Raw genomic sequence first — 15087 nt, 5'->3', positions numbered from 1 at the left:
CGCTTCTACTGATATGCAACCGCCGCGACAAAACGTCCGCATGCGAGGTGCCACCCAACTCCACCGGCGAGGCCTGAGACGTCACCTTCGGAACCAGCCCCAACCCGCTATAAGACAGCCGGCGCTGCACCACCTCCAAACGTGCCAGCACCGTCAACGCCTCAGCGGCGGTCAACCCATCGAACGTGTCGGCGCAGAAGGCATCAACCGCCGCCTCCAACACCCCGATCGAACACATGTTCGAATACTAACCACACTCACCGACAAAGAGACCGCCGATGTGAAACCAGAAACCGTTGTGGCCAAAGAGATTTATGTGGCGAACGTTGAGTGTTGTTCGCGCCGGAATCCTGTGGGGCGCCTACCTGTAGGTTGAAGCTGTGGATGCGACGATTTACCACAACCCTCGGTGCACGAAGTCTCGTCAGGCGCTGACCCGGCTCGAGGAGGCGGGCGTCACCGTTACCGTCGTGAAGTATCTCGACGATGTGCCCACCAAGGCGCAGCTGGAAAAGCTGATTCGTGACGCCGGGCTGACCGTGCGGGACGCGGTGCGCACCGGTGAGGCCGAGTACGGGAATCTAGGCCTCGCAGACGCGTCCGATAACGCTTTGCTTGACGCGATGGTGGCCCATCCGCGATTGATTCAGCGGCCATTCGTGGTGACCCCCAAGGGAACTCGCATGGCCCGGCCTACTGAGGCGGTCGACGAGATTCTCTAGGCCGGTCCCTTCAGGATCGACTGTGCGATCTTGCGGAAAGCCGCGACCAGGCGGCCCCGATCATCGGCGCGGGTGGCCAGGACGACGTGACTCGGTTCCACTCCGGTGAGCGGAATTGCAACGACATCTGACCGATACGCGTTGCCGTGTAAGCCCGCCGACAGGGAGATGGCCTGGCCGGAGGCGATGACCTCGAACTTGTCCTCCAGGGCGTCGATCAAGGGTCCGTCGGGGGCGAGGGTCCCGTCGGGCCGTGGTTCCACGCGCCAGTACGCACTCCATGACGGGTCGGCATTGCGTATCCGTGGCATCGGCTCGTTGGCTATGTCGGTAAGGGTCAACGAATCACGTTGTGCCAGTGGGTGATGAGTCGGCAGAAGCACCACCCGCGGCTCGTCGTACAGGATCGTGACATGCAGTCGGTCGGTGGGGAACGGTAGGCGCGCCACCACCGCGTCTACCCGGTGATCGAGTAGTGCGGCCCGCGCCTCGTCCCACTTCAGGTGCGTCGCCTGCACGTCGGCCTCCGGATGCTTCTCGCGCATCCGCAATACGGCGGGAGTCACGATGAGCCCCATCGAGTATCCGACGGTGAGATGGCTCGGCTGTGCGGCCGCCCGCGCCTGCGCCGCGGCCTGGTCGGCCGACCGCAGCAACGTTTTGGCCTTGGCGAGGAAGACCTCTCCGGCATCGGTCAGCTTGGAGCCTTGCGGCGTGCGGTCGAGCAGCCGTGCGCCAAGCTGCTGTTCCAGCCGACTGATCTGGCGGCTCAAGGACGGCTGCGCCACCCGAAGCTCGGCGGCGGCCCTGCCGAAATGACGGTGCTCGGCCACCACCGTGAAGTACCGGACCAAGCGCAGATCCAGGTCCAACGGTGCCGAGTCGGTCATACTCAAATGGTATCCCGGGATGCCACCCGCGGCGTCTTGAAAGTCGGTAGGAACTGCTGTGATGCCTGATCGGTATTGACTCATGTGCGATAGGCCTTGGACACATGGCGAGGGCCGGGCGCAGGCTGGTCCCATCGATTTCACCACAATTTCTAGGAGCGCATCATGCGTGTTTTCGTCACCGGGGCCAGCGGCTTCGTGGGCTCGGCCGTCGTCCGCGAGCTCATCGACTCGGGGCACTCGGTTACCGGCCTGGCTCGCTCCGAATCGTCTGCGGCCAAGCTCGCCGCCGCGGGGGCCGCCGTGCATCGCGGTTCACTCGACGATCTCGATAGCCTGCGGGCCGGCGCTCTCGCCGCGGACGCGGTTGCCCATCTGGCATTCGTGCACGACTTTGAGAACTACGGCGAGGCCGCCGACATCGACACGCGTGCCATCGCCGCGATCGGCGAGGCGCTCGCCGGGACGGGGCAGCCATTCGTCGTCACCTCCGGCTTGGCGGGGTTTGGGCTCGGACGCCCATTGACGGAGGAAGACGCTGAGGCGCCGGAGTCCCCGCGCCATTCCGAGGACGCGCTGACCCTCGCTGACCGTGGTGTGCGGGTCTCGGCGGTGCGGCTGGCGCCCTCGGTTCATGGGGAGGGGGATCACGGGTTCGTGCCTCGTCTCATCGAAATTGCCCGCACCGCTGGGGTTTCGGCATACCCCGGGGACGGGTCCAATCGATGGCCCGCCGTGCATAGATTGGACGCCGCTCGGTTGTTCCGGCTCGCGCTGGAGGGTGCGGCGGCGGGTACACGCGTGCACGCGGTTGCCGAGGAAGGGGTGCCCGTACGCGCCATCGCTGAAGTTGTAGGTCGTCACCTGGACCTGCCGGTCAAGTCGGTCCCGGTTGAACAGGCATACGACCATTTCGGTTGGCTCGGTGCGTTTTTCGCCTTGGACCTGCCCGCGTCGAGCGTGCTTACCCAAGAGCGATTGTGCTGGCATCCGGTGCAGCCCGGACTCATCGCTGACCTCGAGAAGGGACACTACTTCGATGAGTGACATCGTCGCGTCGGCACGCCGCGCGCTAGGACCCGTCGGCGCATTTCTGCCCATGCCTTTCACCAGCATGCCCTCGGTAGGTGAGCAGCGTGCGGCGGTGGTGCGCCTGGAAGCGGCCGGCTACCGTGCGACATGGCTGAACGAACCAGTCGGCGGCAAGGACGCTTTGGTGCAGGCGGGCATTCTGCTCGCCGCCACCGAGAGCATGACGTTCGCGACGGGGATCGCGAATGTCTGGGCACGCCCAGCGGTGACCGCACACGGTGCTGCCGCGATGCTCGCCCAGGCTTACCCCGAGCGGTTCGTGCTTGGGCTTGGCTCGGGCTATCCCGTGCAAGCGGAAATGGTTGGACGCGAGTTCGGCAGCGCGATTGGTGCGATGCGGGACTATCTCGCGCGTATGGACCAGCCGACGCCCCTACCGGCCGTTGGCGCGAGCTATCCGAGGATTGTCGCGGCCAACGGCCCGAAGTTGTTGGCACTGGCCCGCGAGGCCGCCGATGGGGCGATGCCCGCGGGACGACCCCCTGCGTTCACCGCGGAGGTGCGGCGGCTGCTGGGCCCCGACAAGCTGGTGGTGGTCGGCATGGACGTGATTGCAGCCGATGACGGTTGTGACACCAAAGCCCTTGCCCGCAAGACGGTATCGATGCGAATGGAGCTACTTGGGGTTCGCGATGGATTGAAACGCTCGGGATATGCCGATGAGGACATCTCGGGTATTAGCGATCGCCTCGTCAGTGACCTGGTCGCTCACGGTAGCCCCGCGGATATCGCGGCGCTGGTGGACAGACACCTTCAGGCGGGAGCCGATCATGTGGTGTTGATGCCGGCTGATACCGAGATGGAAGCGGGTGTCCGGTTTCTCGAGCGGCTTGTTCCCGCGTTGGGTCCCTGAACCCGAACGCATGTGACCACGTGGCGCCCTGCCTGCCCACCAGCGCGGCGGTGGCGACTCCGGCTGCGGGCAATAGGCAGCACCGATCGCTAGTGGTAGAACGAGTTATGCAGTTCCGTCAGCTTGAGTATTTCGTAGCATTGGCACGGGAACGACACTTCGCTCGGGCGGCATCGGCGTGCTACGTGTCCCAGCCGGCGCTTTCGGAGGCGATCCGCAAGCTCGAACACGAGCTGGGAGTTCCGTTGGTACTGCGCGGATCGAACTTTGAGGGCCTGACCCCGGAGGGGGAGCGCCTGGTCCTTTGGGCACGAAGGATTCTCGCGGATCGTGACGCACTGGAGCACGAGGTGACGGCGCTGCGCAGCGGACTCACCGGTGAACTGCGGTTGGGGGTGGTACCCGGTGCGGCCACCCGTGTTGCGCTGTTGGCCGATGCGTTCTGCGCCGAACACCCGCTGGTGCGGGTACGGATCGAGTCCAGCCTGCGATCCGCGGAGATCCTGGACCGGATCCGCCGATTCGAACTGGATGCGGGTGTGGTCTACGACGACGGACTGCAGACCGAAGGACTCGAGCTGACCCGACTGTACGAGGAGCGTTACGTGCTGGTGGCGGGCGACGCGTTGTTGCGTGATGCTCTGGATCCGATCGACTGGTCGGAGGCGCTGAGTCTGCCGATGTGCTTGCTGCACAAGGGTATGCGCGACCGCGATCGGATCGACGAGGCGGCTGCCGAGCGCGGGCTGACGGTGTCGCCTCGCCTGGAGGCCGACTCCGTTGCGACACTGCTGGCCCTCGTCGGCACCGGCCGCTGGGCGACGATCGTCGCGCGAACCTGGTTCGCCACCGTGCCTGCGCCGACAGGCACGCGAATCGTGGAGCTGCAGGCGCCGACCTTAGGCTCGCCGGTGGCCCTGGTGCGCACCGCGGGTGAGCCCGCATCGCTCTTGGCGCGTGCGCTGGCGAAGACGGCAGCACCGCTCGACCAGGTCTGATCGGCTCCGCCTATCGAGTGGTCGGAACTTCGTCTTGGACACCCCGCTGCCTCGCGCCGGACACTGAGAGTGCGTCGATAGGGACGCATCGGATCGCTGAAAAGCAGTCTGCATCAACGGAACTGGCGGCCACTTGACCGCCGCAGAGGAGTGGTCATGGCGAAGATCTTGTGTGTGCTCTACCCCGACCCGGTGACGGGCTATCCACCCGTATACGCCCGGGACTCGATCCCGGTGATCGGCGACTACCCCGACGGGCAGAGCCTGCCGACCCCGTCGGCCATCGATTTCACCCCGGGTGAACTGCTCGGGTGTGTATCGGGGGAGCTTGGCCTGCGCCGCTACCTGGAGGGACAGGGGCACGAGCTGGTGGTCACCTCCGACAAGGACGGGCCGGACTCGGTATTCGAGAAGGAGCTGCTGGACGCCGATGTGGTTATCTCCCAGCCCTTCTGGCCCGCATATCTCAGCGCGGAGCGGATCGCCAAGGCCCCCAAGCTGAAGCTGGCATTGACGGCCGGCATCGGCTCCGATCATGTGGATCTGGATGCAGCCATCAAGGCGGGTATCACCGTTGCCGAGGTGACGTACTGCAACAGCATCAGCGTCGCCGAGCACGCCGTCATGCAGATCCTGGCGTTGGTGCGCAACTACCTGCCGTCGCATCAGTGGGTCGTCGACGGAGGCTGGAACATCGCCGACAGTGTTGAGCGGGCCTACGACCTCGAGGGGTTCGATGTCGGCATCATCGCGGCCGGGCGCATCGGGCAGGCGGTCATGCGTCGGCTCAAGCCATTTGGTGTGCGGCTACATTACTTTGACACTCGTCGGCTGCCCGCCGAGGTGGAGCAGGAGCTGGGGCTCACCTACTACCCGGATGTGCAGTCTCTGGCCGGCTCCGTGGATGTCGTTGACATCCACGCCCCGCTGCACCCGCAGACCTATCACCTGTTCGATGCGAACCTGATCAACTCCATGCGCCGCGGCTCGTACATCGTGAACACCGCGCGTGCCGAGATCATGGTGCGCGATGCGGTGGTCGACGCGCTGCGCAGCGGGCAGCTTGCCGGTTACGCCGGTGATGTCTGGTACCCACAGCCGCCGGCCCCCGATCACCCGTGGCGCACCATGCCCCACGAGGCGATGACCCCGCATGTCTCCGGTACCACGCTGTCGGCGCAGGCCAGGTATGCGGCCGGTACCCGGGAAATCCTCGAAGACTTCTTCGATCGGCGGCCGATCCGTGACGAGTACCTGATCGTCGAGGGAGGCCAGCTGGCCGGTACCGGAGCCAAGTCCTACACCGCGGATGGCTCGGCCAGCCCCGGTGCGGGCACCTAAACCCAGAGGAAGCCGGGAGGCCGCTGTCGGGGACTGATCCCTGACAGCGGCCTGGCTCCGACGCGCATCAGCGTCAGTTGGCATGGATCCGGCGGGATCTGGCACCGATTGGCAGTGTCAGGACCGCCTCATCCTGGCAACATCGTCCTCATGAGTCACAACACAACACTGCGCAAAGTGGCAGCCGGGTTTTACGCGGGAATCGGCATCTTCGCCCTTGTGAAGCCGTCATCGGTGCCCCAGATGTTCGGCGGCGACGCACCGACTAGCGAGTCCCGCACCGAGATTCGCGCCGTGTACGGAGGCATCCCCTTGGCCTTCGCGCTGGCCCTGGCGCAGGCCGGTGACGACACGCCGCGTTCGTCGGGTCTGCGCGCCGCGGTCCGCTATGCCAGTTACGGCATGGGTGTGACACGGTTGCTGTCGGGCGGTTTCGAACGGCGGGTCCGGCCGTGGCCCACGGGTGTCTTCGCGGCGCTGGAGTTGGCGGCGGGTGCGGCTCTTTTCGAGCGATCGAATGTCTGACGATATGAGTCTCAATGGAGCATTGCGGGGAATTGCGCTTGGACGCGTCGCTTCGGGAATTGTCGGTTTAGCGGTCCCACAACTGATGGCCCGATGGAGCCGGGTGCCGGCCACCCCTGAATTATCCTATGTGACAAGGGTTTTTGGCGCACGCGCGATAGCCCTGGGTGTGGGTTACCTGACGTGTCCCGAGTCGGAGCGGCCGCGGTGGCAGCGACTGGCCCTGATGGTGGACACCCTTGACACCACACACGGTGTCGCTCACGTGGTGCGCGGGGATCTACCGCGACCGGCGGCGGTCTTCTGGGCGACCTTCACCGGCAGCTTCATGGCGCTGGGTGCGTCCAAGCTCGCAAGGGATCTGGCTTTCTGACTGGTTCGATCAATGCCTGATTTACGAACCTCATACCCGCGTAAACAGGCAACTGACTCGCGAGTAGGCTCGCCGCCATGACTGCTCCTGCCAAGCGTCGCGCCGTCATCGTCGCGGGCGCGCGTACTCCGTTCGTCCGGGCCTTCGGCGAGTTCACCCGCATCGACACCATTGCACTGGCCGACGAGGCGGTGCGTGGTCTGCTCGATAACACCAAGATCTCCTCCAGCGAGATCGAGGCCATTGTGTGGGGTGGCGTCATCTTGCCGGCGGGTGCGCCAAACATCGCTCGTGAGATCGCGCTCGATCTGAAGCTCGGGCACGGCGTCGAGGGACACACCGTCACCCGCGCGTGTGCGTCCGGTCTGCAGGCCATCACCACCGCGGCCGCCGCGATCGAGCGCGGCGAGTACGACGTCATGATCGCCGGTGGTTCCGATTCCACCTCCAATGCCGGAGTCAACCTGCCGCAGAAGCTCATTCACGCCGCGGCCCCGCTCGCCCTGGGCAAGCCCAAGCCGAAGGACTACCTCGACGCCGCACTGAGCCTGGCGCCCTTCACCGGACTGCTGCCGCGCCGGCCCAAGATCGAAGAGCGGACCACCGGTGAGGTGATGGGGGAGTCGGCCGACAAGATGGCCAGGATCCACGGCATCACCCGTGAGGCACAGGACGAGTTCGCGGTGCGCTCGCACCGTCGCGCGGCCGCCGCTATCAAGTCGGGACGCTTCGATCGTGAGGTGGTGCCCGTCAACGGCGTCACCCGCGATGGGCTGGTCCGCGAGAACACCAGTGTGGAGAAGCTCGCGACGCTGAAGCCGGTCTTCAACCGCGACGGCACGGTGACCGCCGGTAACGCCAGTCCGCTGACCGATGGTGCTGCCGCGGTGCTGCTGATGAGCGAGGAGAAGGCGCGTGCTCTCGGTCTGCAGCCGTTGGCCGCGTTCCGGTCCTGGAGCTACGTCAGCGTCGATCCCGCCGACGAGGTGCTCATCGGACCGGCCATCTCGATGCCGCGGGCGCTGGAAAAGGCGGGACTAACCCTCGCCGACGTCGACTACATCGACATCCACGAGGCCTTTGCGGCGCAGACCCTTTCGGTGCTGGAGGCCCTCGGCTCCAAGAAGTGGGCGGCCGAGCGGCTGGGGCGCTCGGAGGCCGTAGGCACGCCCGATATGGACAAGGTCAATGTGCACGGCGGCTCGGTGTCGATCGGTCACCCGTTCGGCGCCACCGGCGCCCGCATGGTCACCACCATGGCCAATGAGCTGGCGCTCACCGGGAAAAGCACTGCGCTGTTGGGCATCTGCGCGGCCGGTGGGCACGGCGCCAGCGCGGTGCTTGAACGCGTGGAGTAACCCTCCAGAAGCGGAAAATGCCCGCCTACAAGCGTTGTCGCTCGTAGGCGGGCGTTACCCATTGCGTTCTAGCCTCCGTACCCGGGCTTCAGGATCGGGGCGATGGCGCCAATCGGGATATGCGCTTCCACGGTTCCGCCGTCCATCGAGTACACCCGCTGGCCCAGGGAGTAATCGATCGGATAGTCATGCGCCACGGGGTAATCCGGCATGTAGATGATCAGCTCGTCCGGTGTCAGCGCCCACGCCTTGTACGCACCGGAGTACACCTTGTCCGGGGTCCAGCGGTCAGGTGTGAACGGGTAGGTCTGCGGGGTGTGCCCCGGCGCCGACCGGTCCAGGGCTTCGATGATGAACGGCTCGGCGATCGGCGGGATGGCATTCAAATCGCCGCCCTTGAGAATGTCGGCGAGCACCAGGCGCTTACCGCCGTCGTAGTTGAAGGTCCGGTACGCGTTGTTCACCTGCGGGCCATTGGCGTGGTAATCCTCGTGAAACACGATCGATGTGGTGCTGCCGTGGTTGAAGATCTGGAAGTTCTCCTCGCCATAGCTGTCCTGAATCATGTCAGCGCCCTTGGCTTTCCAGTTGTTGTACAGATTGCGCAGGTACTCACGGATGGCGGGGTTGCTGTCTACCAACTCGGGGATGGCGACCTTGATATCGCGATCTGCCTTACGCGGCGAGCTCACCACCGTGTGGCAGTACAGCCCGTCGAAGTTACCGCCGAGCTCGCCGCAGAAGGACTGCGCCGACGCAGACGCCAATGGCGCGCTGCTGAGCGCCGCGCTGATGACCAGCGCAGCGGCGGCCCCTCCCGTAACCCCTCGGGCTACCCGCCCGGTGAAGAGCTTAGAAATCCGCATGATGACCTTTCCGGCGGTTTACAGGTACTCCAGCTTGCTCGCTAGCCAACGGCCATCGATCTTTTCCATGGTGATCTTCATCCGGCTACGGTCGATCCGCGGATCGGGCCGCTGGGTGTTGGTGATGCTCTGATCGACCATCATCAGCAGCACGACCTTCTCCGGAGACTTGTACTGAATCGCCGAGTTCACGACCTTGCCGTGTGCGGCGGCCTTGTTGTCGACCAGCAGCTGACGCAGCTGCACGCTGGCCTTGGTGAACTCGTTCTTGAGATCACCGGTTGATCCGTTGAGGATCTGCCGGAAGTTCTCGTCCACGCTGCTGGTGTCGATGCTGGTCAAGATTTCCGTGTAGGGGACGGCGATCGCCTGGGCCTGCTCGCCGGCCGCGTCGATCCGGTGCTGCTGCCAGACCTTCCAGCCCACGACACCCGAGAACACCAGAGCGCCTACCAGGATTGCCGCGACGGCCCCGATGACGGCATAGCGCACCCATGCCACCGGTCCGGACGAGCCTTCCTCGTCGTCACGGCTAGGGGTCTCCGAATCAGAGACAGCTGTCGATTCGGCATCGTCGGTGTCGGTCGAGTCGGTCTCCGCAGCGGTGTTTGCGGCTTCCTTCTCGTCGACCTTGTCCGTGTCGGCGTCGCTTGTGGAGTCGACGTCTTCTTTGGTCATGGTGACCACGGTAGTAGCTCCTTGAATCTGATTCGCAGGTCAGGCGTCAACGCGGGGGTTCGATCGGCAGTGTCGGTCCACCATAGGGGGTCGGTACCTGGAACCGGCCCTTCGGTGTCGGATCGGACTTCTTACCCATGTCGGCGCCCATGGGTGGTCCGGCAGTGTCATCTCCAGCTGGCCGTGGCGCATTCTTGGCACCACGGATCAGGACCGCCGGATCCTCGTCCGCGCAGTAGTTGGCGTAGAGGAACGGTTCGGGATAGTCCGCGGCCGATAGCGGCAGCCGTGGTGTCGGGTAGTCGCACACGTAGCGCGGGTACAGATCGGCGGTGGCCCAGATGCCGCCGTCATGCATGATGCTCATCAGCGCGTCGAATACCGAGGCCCGGTAGTTGGGGAACAGGGCGTTGAGGGCGGGAACACGCAGGTAAAGCAACTTGGAGGCGGTTGCGAGGTTGCCCAGCAGGGTCACCATGGTGTCCGAGTTGTCGGCGAACAGGTTGTCGACCGCGCCCAAGGTCTTCGGGGTCTGATCCACCAGGGTTCGGTAGCCGTTCTGCATCTTCTCGATACCGCGCAGGGTGCGCCCCAGTTCGTTCGCGGTGGCCTTGATGCCGGAGTTCTTATCCGTGGCCAGTGTCAGGACCACCCGGCTGGTCTTGAGGACGCTGGTGGTCTCCGGCAGCACCGAATCGAGGGTGTTCAGCAGGAAGGTGCCGCCGTCGATGATCTCGGTGAGCTTGCGCGGCCCCTCCTTGCTCAGGCTCAGTTCCTTCTTGATGAGCTCAAGTTTCTTGGGGTCCACCTGCGCGAGCAGGCCGTCCGCGTCGGCCAGCAGCTTGGCCAATGTCACGGGCACTTGGGCGCCCTCGGAGATCACAGCGCCGTCCTTGAGGAACGGGCCCTGATCCGAGACACCCTCGAAGTTGATGTACTGCTCGCCGGCGGGCGAGAGACCGGTGACCCGTACCTTCGCGGAGGCGGGGATCTTGTACTTCGATTGGATCTCGGCGACCGCGTCGACACCCTGCTGGGTGATCGCCAACGACTGCACCGTCCCGATCTTCACGCCGCGCAGTGCGACATCCTGGTTGGGCAGCAGACCGCCCGATTCCGGGAGCTGCACCTTGACGCGATACGTGCCCGAGAACGGGCTGATGCGCAAGGCGCCCACGGTGAGATACGCGATCGCGATCAGCAGTACAGATGCCAGTGCGATGCCCGAGAGCACCATCTTCTTCCGGTGTCCGGCACGAACGGTGCCGACGAGGCCGTTGGCGAGAGCGTTGATCACTGGCCCATCCCCTCCGGCCCGGGAGTGGGGCCCGGAGCGGGTGCGGGGCCCGGAGCGGGTCCGGGTATGGCGCCAGGAATCGGAGCCGACGCGGGATCAGCCTGTCCGGGAGGCGGCGGTACCGGAGCACCCGGGTCGGATGTCGCCGGCGGGGCGGCCCCAGGCGGCGGGCCCGGCACGCGTTCGATTACACCCGGTTCGGTCGGGCTCGGCCGCATCGGGACGTCATCGCCGTACACGCCCTTGCCCACGACGCGTTCCTGCAGGCGCCACAGCGTGTATTTGAAGGAACCGACCAGCTGAGCCCAGTTGTAGCGCTTGGGTCCGTGCGAGCCGACATCGCCCTTGAACCCGGCATCCGGTATCGAGCCCAAGACCAAGCGGTCGATGCTCACACGCACCGAAATCGCATTGCTGGGCGTGGATTTGATGAGAGTGGTGATTTGCCGGTTGAGATTGTTGATATCGACCGTCGGATCCTGCGCGATGTCATTCCACGCCTTGGCGACCGTGTTCGCATCCTTGATGAGGCTGTGTCCGCTGGCGTCGGTACCCGCGATCGACGGGAACTTCTGCAGCTGTTTGGTGGTAGCGCCGATCTGGAGAATCAGCTGCGAGAGCTGAGCGGTATTGGCGGCGAGCGCCTCGGTGGCCGGATCGGCCTCTTTCACGATATCGGTGAGAGTCTGGTTCTTGGTGTCGAGCTGATCGGCCAGCTGCGCAGTCTGAGTGAGAGCCTCCGAGATCTGCCCGGATCGTGTATTTAATGTTCCCAGTAGGCGATTGGAGTCCTTGATCAGATCACCAAACGCCTGGCCCTGGTCGCCGGTGGCCTTACCGAAACCGTTGATGACATTGGTTAGATTGCGTACCGCTCCTCCGTTGGAGACAAGCGCCGCCGAACTGAGCACGGATTCCACCGTCGCTGCGGCCATTGTCGAATCGAGGCCGATCGTGTCGCCCTCTGTGAGGACGGGCGAGTCCGATGTCGCGTCGGCCGGGGGGCGAATCGAGACGAAGACGTCGCCGAGCGGTGTCGCGGAACGCAACTCGGCGGTGCTGCCCTTGGGTAGCCGGACTCCGTGGATGATGCGCAACGTGGTGATGGCGGTGTAGTTACTCACCCGCATGTCGTCGACCTGGCCGACGTCCGCACCCGCCAGCTTCACCTTGGCGTTATTCGGGAGGTTCAGGATGTTCGAGAACAGCGCCGTCAGATGGTAGCCGCCCGATCCGACGCCGGGGGCGGGCAACGGCAGGTCGCCCAGGCCGTTGGTTCCGCATCCCGATAGGACGGTGGCGGCCAGCATCGTGGCCGTGCCCGCGGCTGCCAGTCGCTTGCGTGTCGCCATCACTTTTGCCCCATCGCCGCGAGCCCGTCGAGCACATAGGAGAGGCCGAAATCGGGCCCGTAGTCCTGCAATGTTCCTGTGCTGCAGCCTAGTTGGCGCAGGCCCATCATGTTGCAGATCTCCTTGGCGGTCTGACTCTCGAACAGCAGCTTGTCCGTGAGGAACCGTGCACGCAGCGAGCCGTTGTCCTGGTCGATGATGTTGTACAGGTTCTCCACGGCGAGCGGCGCGATGTCGATGGTTTCGGAGAGTTCGCGCTGGTTATCCGAGACCGTCTTCAGAGCCGTATTGCCATTGAGGATCGCAGCCTTGATGTGGTCGCGGTTGGCCTCCAGGAGGTCGCCGGCCTGCTTGACCAGATTATTGAGCTTGCGGCCGGTGTTACCGGTCCCGAGAGCCTCGTCGTCGATGACGCTGCTGAGTTGGTGGATGGTGGTGGAGAACTCGCGCAGCTTCCCGTCGTTGGTGGCCGCAGCGTCGAACAGTGAGCTGACGTTCTTGATGATGGTGGTCATCTGCTCACGGGTGGTTACGCCGCCTTCTGCGCTGAGCCGCAGTGCTTTCGACAGCTCGTCAAGACCTGACTTGATCTTGTCGCCATTGCCGTCCGCGACTCCGGCGGCCGCATTGATGATGTCGCCCACCGGGCCCTGGCCATTGCCATCGCCCTTGAGTGATACCGACAACTTGTCGAGCACGCCCAGCACACGGTCGAATTCCACCGGTGTCTTCGTCTTGTCCAGCCCGATGGTGTCGCCGTCGTTGAGCGTCGGCCCGCCGCGGTACGGCGGGGACAGCTCGACCTGGCGGTCGGTCAGGATCGACGTGGAGAGAGTGACCGCCTGTACGTCGGCGGGTACCTTGACGTCCTTGTCGACGGTGAACTCCACGTCGACATACCCCGAGCGGGGCGTGATCTTTGTGATCGTTCCGACCGGCATGCCTAGCACTGCAACAACATTCGACTCGTAAAGGCCGGAGGCGTTATCGAATTGGGCGGTCAGCGTGATGTGATCCAGCTGGGACTTCACGTAGTACGCACCTGCGCCGACGATTGCCGCCGCCACTACCGCGATCGCCGCGATGACGGCGATGGCTTTGCCTTTTCCGGCACCCTTGCTGTTCATCACTTGCAGTCCTTGAAGTACTGGATCATGCCGAATTGCTTGGCCCGACCGCTGATTGCACACATCCAGGAGTCGACGGCCAGACCGTTGGGTGCGTTGAACTCGATGGCGTTGCCGGTGCCGGTGGCATTGGTAACGCCACGGAGCGCGACGGGTGCGACCTGGAGAATGTTGCGCAGCAGGTCGTCATGCTGGCCGAGCATGTCGGTGAGCTGATGCAGCGTCTTGAGCATCTCGTCGAGCTGCGGCCGGTTCTTGATGACAATCTTGCTGAGCTGCTCGATCAAGTTGGTGAGCGACTGCATCATCGCGTGGAATGTGCCGCGGCGCACCACGAATTCGCCGATCAGGCTCTGTCCCTGGTTGATCAGGGTGCCGATGCCCTGCTGCTGACGATGCAGCGTGTTGGTGACTTTCTCGGTGCTCTTGAGCAGCGTGCCAAGTTGGTCGCGTCGTTCCGCGATGATCCCCGACAGCGTCTGGATGTTCTGCATGGCCTGGGGGACCACCTCGGGTAACCCGTCGAGCTGCTTACCCAGAATGCTCAACGACTGCGCCACCTTGTCGAAATCGACCTGGTCAAAGGTGTTCGTCACATCCTTCAGAGTCGCCTGCAAGTCGTAGGGGACCTCCGTGTGGGCGAGGTCGATTGTCTTGTTGGGCAACGATCCCGGCCCTTCGGGGCGCAGGTCCAGGTAACGGGAGCCGAGGATGGTGGTCACCCGGATCGCTGCCCTGGTGTCCTTGCCGAGCTTCACGTCGTCACTGAGCGAGAGCTTGGCCTCGACATGATCTCCGACCAGCTTCATGCCGGTGATCGTTCCCAGCGGGATGCCCGCCACGGTGACCGGCTGACCCTTTCGCAACGACGCTGCCTGCGCGAATTCAGCGGTGTACGTGCTGTAGCCGAAGCCGATGGCCTTGACCAACAGCATCCCGCCGACCAGCGCGCCGATCACGGCGATAGCGATGAACCCGAGCCATGTCTTGTTGTAGGTCTCGACCGGCCGGCTCTTGATCTTCTGCCATCTCGTTTGCTCAGCCATCGGCGAGGTTCCTGCATCGCGGGGTGTGCTGGGTGACGTTGCCTGGGGTTGCCGCGTTGACGATGATCGGCACCACGTCGTTCAGGCCGGGGAAGAAGCCGGTGATGTTCAGATCGCAGATGTAGGCGTTGCCGTAGGCGCCGTCACCGGTGATGCGGGCCAGGCCTTTGAGCAGCAGCGGCAGGTTACCGCCGAGGAAGGCCAGTTTCGGCTCGATTTCGACCATGTGTCTGGCGAAGCCGGGTTGGCGAGTGATGAGCTCGTCGAGCGACGGATAGACCTCGTCGGTGATCGTGGACACCCGTCGCAGGGTCTGTGCCAGCGAGCCCACCGAGTCGACCAGCTCGGGGCGGCGAGAGTCGAAGTCGGCCACCACTTTCCGGGTATTGGTGATGGCCTTGTCGAGACTGTCGTTCTGCTGCGCCAAGTTACCCGTCACGGTACTCAAACTGGTGATCACATTGCCCAGGACCTGATCACGGCCCGCGAATGTCTTTGTCAACGTGGAAGTTTGATCCACCAGCGCGGTGATCGAGGCCTGATCGCCCTGCAGAGACTGGATCACACCT

The 15087-nt window shown here is 64.4% G+C and carries 15 protein-coding genes and 2 pseudogenes; 8 read left to right on the top strand and 9 right to left on the bottom strand.

Translation table 11 applies throughout. From position 1 onward, the window contains the following. Window positions 1–238, bottom strand: a pseudogene (locus AC5Y5C_RS24730) (hypothetical protein); the annotation flags it as partial. Between the two features lie 142 nt (window positions 239–380). Here AC5Y5C_RS24730 and arsC point away from each other — a divergent pair. Then, window positions 381–722 carry an arsenate reductase (glutaredoxin) gene (gene arsC / locus AC5Y5C_RS24725; protein ID WP_499977320.1) on the top strand — a complete coding sequence of 114 codons (342 nt, stop codon included), beginning with the start codon at window positions 381–383 and terminating at the stop codon, window positions 720–722. Here arsC and AC5Y5C_RS24720 read toward each other — a convergent pair. Continuing rightward, on the bottom strand, window positions 719–1612 hold the full coding sequence (locus AC5Y5C_RS24720) for a LysR family transcriptional regulator (protein ID WP_499977319.1): 894 nt from the start codon (window positions 1610–1612) through the stop codon (window positions 719–721). The two genes, arsC and AC5Y5C_RS24720, sit on opposite strands and share 4 nt — an antisense overlap. 165 nt (window positions 1613–1777) lie before the next feature. Here AC5Y5C_RS24720 and AC5Y5C_RS24715 point away from each other — a divergent pair, with 165 nt between their 5' ends. From AC5Y5C_RS24715 to AC5Y5C_RS24685, 7 genes are all read left to right on the top strand, one after another. After that, window positions 1778–2659: an SDR family oxidoreductase gene (locus AC5Y5C_RS24715; RefSeq protein ID WP_499977318.1), complete on the top strand. Its 882-nt coding sequence runs from the start codon at window positions 1778–1780 to the stop codon at window positions 2657–2659. After that, entirely contained in the window at window positions 2652–3557 is a 906-nt protein-coding gene (locus AC5Y5C_RS24710) for an LLM class flavin-dependent oxidoreductase (protein WP_499977317.1), read from the top strand. The genes AC5Y5C_RS24715 and AC5Y5C_RS24710 overlap by 8 nt, the downstream gene beginning before the upstream one ends. A gap of 107 nt (window positions 3558–3664) precedes the next feature. Beyond that, entirely contained in the window at window positions 3665–4555 is an 891-nt protein-coding gene (locus tag AC5Y5C_RS24705) for a LysR family transcriptional regulator (RefSeq protein ID WP_499977316.1), read from the top strand. A 156-nt stretch (window positions 4556–4711) separates the two neighbouring features. Further along, window positions 4712–5896: an NAD-dependent formate dehydrogenase gene (locus AC5Y5C_RS24700; protein ID WP_499977315.1), complete on the top strand. Its 1185-nt coding sequence runs from the start codon at window positions 4712–4714 to the stop codon at window positions 5894–5896. Window positions 5897–6046: 150 nt separating this feature from the next. Beyond that, the gene (locus tag AC5Y5C_RS24695) at window positions 6047–6421 is read left to right on the top strand and encodes a DUF4345 family protein (RefSeq protein WP_499977314.1); all 375 of its coding nucleotides are present in this window, start codon (window positions 6047–6049) and stop codon (window positions 6419–6421) included. Window positions 6422–6551: 130 nt separating this feature from the next. Then, window positions 6552–6794 carry a hypothetical protein gene (locus AC5Y5C_RS24690; RefSeq protein ID WP_499977312.1) on the top strand — a complete coding sequence of 81 codons (243 nt, stop codon included), beginning with the start codon at window positions 6552–6554 and terminating at the stop codon, window positions 6792–6794. A 77-nt stretch (window positions 6795–6871) separates the two neighbouring features. Then, window positions 6872–8152, top strand: a complete 1281-nt coding sequence (locus AC5Y5C_RS24685; protein ID WP_499977311.1) for an acetyl-CoA C-acyltransferase — start codon at window positions 6872–6874, stop codon at window positions 8150–8152. Window positions 8153–8220: 68 nt separating this feature from the next. On the opposite strand, the gene AC5Y5C_RS24680 is transcribed toward AC5Y5C_RS24685, so the two are convergent. The 7 genes and pseudogenes from AC5Y5C_RS24680 to AC5Y5C_RS24650 all read right to left on the bottom strand — a co-directional run. Further along, a complete protein-coding gene (locus AC5Y5C_RS24680) occupies window positions 8221–9018 on the bottom strand; it encodes a mannan-binding protein (protein WP_499977309.1) in 798 nt (265 codons plus the stop codon). Between the two features lie 18 nt (window positions 9019–9036). Then, window positions 9037–9705, bottom strand: a complete 669-nt coding sequence (locus AC5Y5C_RS24675; RefSeq protein WP_499977307.1) for an Rv1363c family protein — start codon at window positions 9703–9705, stop codon at window positions 9037–9039. Between the two features lie 37 nt (window positions 9706–9742). Continuing rightward, complete coding sequence (locus AC5Y5C_RS24670; RefSeq protein WP_499977305.1) at window positions 9743–10993, bottom strand: MlaD family protein; 1251 nt, start codon at window positions 10991–10993, stop codon at window positions 9743–9745. After that, window positions 10990–12345, bottom strand: coding sequence for an MlaD family protein (locus tag AC5Y5C_RS24665; protein ID WP_499977304.1), 1356 nt, complete (start codon window positions 12343–12345; stop codon window positions 10990–10992). Before AC5Y5C_RS24665 ends, AC5Y5C_RS24670 begins: the two co-directional genes overlap by 4 nt. Beyond that, window positions 12345–13472, bottom strand: a complete 1128-nt coding sequence (locus AC5Y5C_RS24660) for an MCE family protein (RefSeq protein WP_499977303.1) — start codon at window positions 13470–13472, stop codon at window positions 12345–12347. The genes AC5Y5C_RS24665 and AC5Y5C_RS24660 overlap by 1 nt, the downstream gene beginning before the upstream one ends. After that, complete coding sequence (locus tag AC5Y5C_RS24655; protein ID WP_499977301.1) at window positions 13472–14518, bottom strand: MCE family protein; 1047 nt, start codon at window positions 14516–14518, stop codon at window positions 13472–13474. Before AC5Y5C_RS24655 ends, AC5Y5C_RS24660 begins: the two co-directional genes overlap by 1 nt. Next, window positions 14511–15087: pseudogene (locus AC5Y5C_RS24650) on the bottom strand (mammalian cell entry protein); the annotation flags it as partial. The gene AC5Y5C_RS24655 and the pseudogene AC5Y5C_RS24650, both read right to left, overlap by 8 nt.

Source organism: Mycobacterium sp. NGS15, assembly GCF_059813245.1.
This window is presented reverse-complemented; position numbering and strand designations above follow the sequence as displayed.